This window comes from Streptomyces sp. NPDC056479 (assembly GCF_042795335.1).
GTDB lineage: Bacteria > Actinomycetota > Actinomycetes > Streptomycetales > Streptomycetaceae > Streptomyces.
Window position 1 is genome coordinate 104,002 of sequence record NZ_JBHTRZ010000015.1, and the last position, 6,000, is coordinate 110,001.

Below are 6,000 nucleotides of genomic sequence, written 5' to 3' on the forward strand. Positions count from 1 at the left end.
CGACCGAGGGCGGCGACCTCAGCGGTGTCGTCTGCGCGGCCAGGCCCGACACCGGATCCCGTGGTCGGATCGCGGTCACCCCGACCATGCCCCGACCACTGCCTCCGCCAGCCACGGCCTCTACTGGCCGCGGCCGACGAAACGCGGCCGGGCCTTCCTGCCGGCCCGGCCCACCGGACCCGCACCCCCATCACGCACACCGACCTCTGCCTGGGACCGCGGGGGTGCCTGCGCCGAAACGGCACTGGAACGTGTGCAGGCAGACCTCAAGTGCCCTGGGGGAAGGCGTGCGCAGCCGCGCGAATTGCGGCTGCGCGCAAAGCCTCGGCCGGTCGCGCAGCCGCCCTTGTGCGCATTGCCCGGCGTGAGGACGCGCATTCGGGCTGCGCGTCAGCCGGGTGACGGCCGGGGCTGATGCTGCGCTGGCTGACCCGGCGCCCCGCTCAACACCTGCGTCTGATCCGCACCACCACGGTGCAGCGATTTACTGCGGCGATCAACCTCGCCAGTCTGACCGGCGGTCTGATCACCCTGACGCACGGCCTGCCCGCCGAGAAGGAGCTGATCCCGGCCGGTACGGTCGCGTTCCTGGGCCCGGCCGACGAGGTCGCCGACTACCTGACCTGGATACACGCCATAGCACCGTCGAACGCCACGCCCTGCGACGGCGACCTGATCCGCGACGTCGACCAGATCCTCGCCCTCCCGGACAACCACAGCCCTCAGGTAGAGCGCCTCAAGAGCGAACTCGACGTACTGGAGCAACGCCTGAACGGGAACCGGTAAGACGTCGTTTCAAATGGTGGGGTAGAAGCGCCTGTCGGTAGGACTCGTAGCTCTACCGAGTGCTGCGGTTCCATTCCTCGCCGGTGAGGTGCTGGTACGCGTTGTCGGGTACATAGATCAGCGCCTCGGCCCACAGGTGGTCGTTGACGAACGGTATGAAACGGTCCGGGTCTCCAAGTGCGTTCGCGTATTTCTCACGGCCTCCCGCAACGACGGCAGCCCGAGGGCCCCGGCGATGAAGTTCTCCACCCGGTGGTGGACGGTCTCGAAGAACGCCCGTTCGTAGCCGATCCACACCTCCGGCGCGTCGTCCAACTTGCGGTATCCCCACACCTTGCCCCAGGTCACGGACGGCAGGCCCTTCGCGGCCGCGACCTTGCGCAGATGCGTGCCAGGCCTGTTTTGCGACAACGGGGAGAGCAGTACCGTGCCGAGGCAGGATGTTCCACCCCCACCGTCCAACTCACGCCATACCCACGGCAGTTCACCGTCCAGGCTGCCTGGACCGCCTCGGTCCTTGCCCTCATGAGCCGCAGTCGGCGCCAGTGTCGCGAGCGGCAGCCCGACGAAGAGAACACGGCCGTGGCCTTCGCCGTCGGCATCAGCGGACCGCCGCACCCACGGCATAACCACCGTCCTGCATCGCTCTCCGCGTCCACGACCAGCCGTAGCCGAGGCAGCCCGTCCCTGCCCCTACGGCCACCGTACGCTCGGCATCGACTTTCGTCTTGGCGGTTCGTCAGGGGGAACCATGCTATCTGCCGTCACTCGGTTCACCTGCACGACAAGGATTGACGGCGCATAAGGGCGTTTCTAGACGCTCGGCAGTATCTGCAGCGGGAACTTTCCTACTCCGACTTATGCCGCAGCTCACGAATCGGCACAATGCTGCTATCTGCGTGAGCACTCGGCTACACAGAAAGATCAGCAGGGGGGCGGTGCCCTGGCCGTCGTCGGGCCTTCTTGCCGTCATCGGAGGAGAGTTCTGGCCGCTGCCTCGAACCAACCGCTCGAATCGCACACCCTGACACCGGAGAACGGATCCCAATGGGCGACTCTCACACCAACCCCCAGATCCGCGTCGTACGCTGCGACCAGCTCGACGGCAACACACCCCAGACACCCGGCGTGATCCGCAAGGTCGCCTTCGACGGGCGCAACCCCGACGCGGCCCATCTGTCGGCCTTCCGCGGCATCGTCCAACCGGGCGCGGCCACGGGCGCCCATCACCACGGCGACCAGGAGACGGTCCTCTACGTCATCAGCGGCAACGCCCGCTTGCGGTGGGGCGACAAGCTGGAGAGCGTCGCCGAAGCCGGGCCCGGCGACTTCGTGTTCATCCCGGCGCGTCTCATCCACCAGGAGATCAACGCCTCACCCGAATTCGAGACGGTCTTGGCCGTCGTCCGCTCTGGCGTCGACCCCATCGTCGTGAATCTCCCTGAACTCGACGAGTACGCCGAGCCCTCGGCGGTTGACTACAGCCACCCCTAACAGACTTGGCCCGCCGCATGGCGGTGTGCCAGGCAAGGCGTCGCTGGCTCTCGGGCTGCGCGGCTCGCATCCGTTGCCCCGTCTTCTGCGGTACAGCCGGAGTTGTGGCGTGCACAGGCAGATCGAAGATCGCGATGAGCCGGCGCTGGATGCCTTCGTGGCCGCAACGACGTACCCAGTCTCCGGTTGCGGCTGGTGCTCATGCTTGGGAACCAGAGCTATAGGAGTCTCTTTCATTGGTGCACAGGTTCCCGGCGAAGGGGATGGAATCAGGTGATGCTCAATATCATGGCGATCGGCCTGTCGGTACTAGCGTTGCTGAGTTCGACTTACTTCGCGTTTCAGCAGGTGTCGTCCATGAAGCGCGCCAACTACCTTCCGGCCTACTTAGCGTTGCTCGATGACTTCCGGTCAGTGAAGTTCCACCAGCACCATCGGTATGTCATTGACCGACTCGGCGCCGATCATGATCCCGATCTTGGTATCTCTGGCCTGCCCACGGAGGCTCAGGAGGCCATCTATGACGTCGCCTTCTTCCTCCATAACTTCGTAGTGCTCATGCGGTTGGGCATCATCGACGCCAGCTACTTGATGACCCTCAACAACAGGGTCGTCCGCACATGGGAGGCGATCGGCCCGTTCGTGCGACGCGAACGTGAGCTGGTCCCAGTACCTCATCTGCTGCAGATTCTTGAGGACTACGCGGCGGTTGCCGCAGTTGTCCCACCCGACTCGGGTTCGAGCCTGCTCCGGCCCCAAGCGGGTGGCACGACAGCCAGGCCCTGACCCGCTGATGATGGGCTTCCCGCCGTTCCGCTCCCGCCGTGGCCGGCGGCCCGCATGCCAGGCAAGCTTCATGGCGACAAGGCTTGCCGACAGTTTCTGCTCGACGGATTACGGATTGACCACCCGCCGTACCGACATCCCACCCCCATCGCGCCTGGCTCTGCCTCTATCCGGGCGGGGTCGACATAGATGTGTCAGACGCGGCTCTCAGGGATTGGAGGCCATCAGGCCGGTTCGTTGAGCGTACCCCTCCAGCGGCTCCGCTGAGGCCCACCAGGACCTGTAGTAGTCCCGGAAGGAGTTGACGGCTTCGGCCGTCTCCAGGCTGTGCCCGCTCATGAACGATCCATCTGCAGTCAGCAGCAGCAGCACGGCGGTGTCGTCGATGATCGCCATATTGACCGCGTCGACACCGCTGTTCGTGGTCACCACGCGGGCGTGGTAGTTGGCCAGGCCCTGCATCTCTTCGTAGTGCTCGCGTAGCCATTGACGCATGGCACTTTGGCCTGGTTCCTGAGCCGGGACACCGATGATGCGGTGGAACGACGCGCCAGGATTACGCCGAGTCCAGTCGGCTGCGGCCCTGAAATACTGCTGCGCTGCCGGGGACTGAAAACTTGGCGGTGGAGTGTTGCGCACGTAGCTGGTGTAGATGTGTCGCTCGGCGGTGCGCACGAGGCGGGCGAAGGACAGGAAGAACTCGTCGCTGGTGCGATAGTGCGTGGATGCCGTTGGGGCTTGGCGATCGCGGATCTCGATAACGACCGATAGCAGGATGTAAAGGACCGCATAGATCAGCGGTATCTGCCACTTCACGTCCCAGGAGAAGAGGTTCGCGACAATCGACCCACCGATCACGAACAGCAGAGCGAGCAGCAACAGTTTCTGCTCGACCGATTGCAGACTGACCACGCGCCGCACTGGCACCGCCCCCATCGCGCCTGCGCCCCGCCTCTAGCCGGCGGGTAGCCATGCGCTTCGCCGCAGTGTCTACCCCTCAGGAAATGTACTGACACGGAGGCGTGCACCGCAGCAGCCTCTCAGAGCCTGTTTGTGAACCCCCGCCTGCGCTCCGACGCCTGGCACGCACCCTCAACACCCTGACATCTGTCAGGGACGGGACGTCCCAGGCACGGTCTACCGTTCGAGGCGCTGGCTCGGGGGCCCCTTGGCCGCTACGCCGGCTTGGGCAGGTACGACGTGATCGCTCCGGTCGGGTGACCGTAGTGGTCATTGTGTCGACATGACGAAGGTCCCGGCAGGCGGGCATTACGGCAATGGGCCGATCTGTGGGCGCCCTCAGCCCTTCGATCAAGGAGAAGAGATGCGCAGTATCCGCCGGATCTTCAGCGTGGGCACGACCGCGCTCGTGCTCGGGGCAGGGCTTGTGGCGGGTTCTTCCGGTGCGGCTCAGGCGGCGGCCAGGGCCGCCTCGGCGCGCTGAGCGGCTGCGATGCGGCTGCCGACGTGCGCGCTGTCTTGTCCTGGTCGTATCACGCTCTCACTCCTGCCGCGGCACGCCTGTTCCGGTTGTTCGCTCTGCATCCGGGCCCGGACGCTTCCCTCGCCGCCGTGGGGAGCCTGGCCGGGCTGACCCTCGCGCAGACACACGGATTGCTGTCGGAACTGCTGGAGGCTCATCTCGCCGACGAGCCCGTGCCCGGCCGGTATGCCCTGCATGACCTGCTGCGCGTCTATGCCGGCGAGCTGGTCCGTGCCGCCGACGCACCGCACGAGCAGCACGCCGCCCGCCTGCGCGTCCTGGACCACTATCTGCACAGCGCGCACCGCGCAGGGCGGGCGTACTCTCCCGACCGGCATGCCATCGCCCTGCCGGCGCCTTCCCGGGGCGTTCAGGCCGAGGAATTCCCGCCGGGCCCGGAACGCTCGAGCCCGGCCGCATCCTGGTTCGACACCGAACGGGCCGTGGTGATGGCGGCCATCAGAACGGCGGCCGCCCATGGGTTTGCTGCGCACACCTGGCAACTCGCCTGGTCCGTCGCCCACCACCTGGACCGGAAGGCTCGGTGGCACGACCTCGAAGCGACCCAGCACCTGGCGATGGAGGCGGCCGAGCGCCTGGAAGATCCCTGTGCCCAGGCACACGTCCACCAGGGCCTTGCCCGGGCCGCGGCCTGCCTGGGCCGGGTCGGACAGGCGCGCATCGGCATGGAGCGAGCGGTTCAGCTCTTCGCCGCGGCGGGCGAGATCACCGCCTGCGCCGACGGCCACCGGCAGCTGAGCTGGGTGGCCGAGCAGCAAGGCGACCTGGAAGGAGCTCTGTTCCACGCCCGGCAGTCCCTCGCTCGGCATCGGGCGGCCGGCGGCCTGGGGCCGCGCACGGCTGCGGCGCTCAACGCCGTCGGCTGGTGCCACATCCTGCTCGGACAGCACCAGCAGGCGCTCGATCACTGCCAGGAGGCTCTGGCCATACCGGAGCTTCACCACCGGCCCTACCTCGCAGCGGACGTCTGGGACAGCATCGCCCTGGCCCAGCACCATCTGGGACGGCACACCGACGCCGTCGCCGGCTACGAACAGGCCCTCGCCCTCTTGCGGAAGATCGGCGTCGCCCACGCCGAAGCCGGCACGCTGCGCCGCCTGGGGGACACCCACCTCGCCTCAGGCCGGGTGGAGCAGGCCCGGGCGGCATGGACGCAGGCCCTCGCCCTTCTGGAACGACTGGGCCATGCCGATCAGGAGGCCGTGCGAGCCCGGCTCAATGCCCTCACGACGAGTCCGCCTTGTCGCTGACGCGCCGGTAGAGCTCCCGCGCCGGCTCGCCCAGACGAGGCCCGGCCAGCCAGGTTCGGCCATGCCGATCAGGAGGGCGTGCGTGCCCGGCTCAATGCCCTCACGACGAGTCCGCCTTGTCGCTGACGCGCCGGTAGAGCTCCCGCGCCGGCTCGCCCAGACGAGGCCCGGCCAGCCAGG

The 6,000-nt window shown here is 67.2% G+C and carries 6 protein-coding genes; 4 read left to right on the forward strand and 2 right to left on the reverse strand.

Features of this window, described 5'->3' with window-relative positions; genetic code table 11:
• Positions 1–414: 414 nt before the first annotated feature.
• Positions 415–786 carry a hypothetical protein gene (locus ACFQ6S_RS42065; protein ID WP_383421383.1) on the forward strand — a complete coding sequence of 124 codons (372 nt, stop codon included), beginning with the start codon at positions 415–417 and terminating at the stop codon, positions 784–786.
• 117 nt (positions 787–903) lie between these two features.
• On the opposite strand, the gene ACFQ6S_RS42070 is transcribed toward ACFQ6S_RS42065, so the two are convergent.
• Complete coding sequence (locus tag ACFQ6S_RS42070) at positions 904–1,197, reverse strand: hypothetical protein (protein ID WP_383421386.1); 294 nt, start codon at positions 1,195–1,197, stop codon at positions 904–906.
• A 636-nt stretch (positions 1,198–1,833) separates the two neighbouring features.
• Between ACFQ6S_RS42070 and ACFQ6S_RS42075 the strand changes: the two genes are divergently transcribed.
• Complete coding sequence (locus ACFQ6S_RS42075; RefSeq protein ID WP_383421388.1) at positions 1,834–2,280, forward strand: cupin domain-containing protein; 447 nt, start codon at positions 1,834–1,836, stop codon at positions 2,278–2,280.
• A gap of 288 nt (positions 2,281–2,568) precedes the next feature.
• Positions 2,569–3,066, forward strand: a complete 498-nt coding sequence (locus ACFQ6S_RS42080; protein ID WP_383421391.1) for a hypothetical protein — start codon at positions 2,569–2,571, stop codon at positions 3,064–3,066.
• A gap of 207 nt (positions 3,067–3,273) precedes the next feature.
• Here ACFQ6S_RS42080 and ACFQ6S_RS42085 read toward each other — a convergent pair whose 3' ends face one another.
• Positions 3,274–3,978, reverse strand: a complete 705-nt coding sequence (locus ACFQ6S_RS42085) for a hypothetical protein (protein ID WP_383421393.1) — start codon at positions 3,976–3,978, stop codon at positions 3,274–3,276.
• Between the two features lie 555 nt (positions 3,979–4,533).
• On the opposite strand from ACFQ6S_RS42085, the gene ACFQ6S_RS42090 reads away from it, so the two are divergent.
• The gene (locus ACFQ6S_RS42090; RefSeq protein ID WP_383421396.1) at positions 4,534–5,820 is read left to right on the forward strand and encodes a tetratricopeptide repeat protein; all 1,287 of its coding nucleotides are present in this window, start codon (positions 4,534–4,536) and stop codon (positions 5,818–5,820) included.
• The last annotated feature ends 180 nt before the right edge of the window (positions 5,821–6,000 follow it).

What these genes read in the sequence shown, in the direction of transcription:
- ACFQ6S_RS42080 (WP_383421391.1), top strand. Translation starts at nt 2,569, where the DNA reads ATGGCGATCGGCCTGTCGGTACTAGCGTTGCTGAGTTCGACTTACTTC.
- ACFQ6S_RS42065 (WP_383421383.1), top strand. Translation starts at nt 415, where the DNA reads ATGCTGCGCTGGCTGACCCGGCGCCCCGCTCAACACCTGCGTCTGATC.
- ACFQ6S_RS42075 (WP_383421388.1), top strand. Translation starts at nt 1,834, where the DNA reads ATGGGCGACTCTCACACCAACCCCCAGATCCGCGTCGTACGCTGCGAC.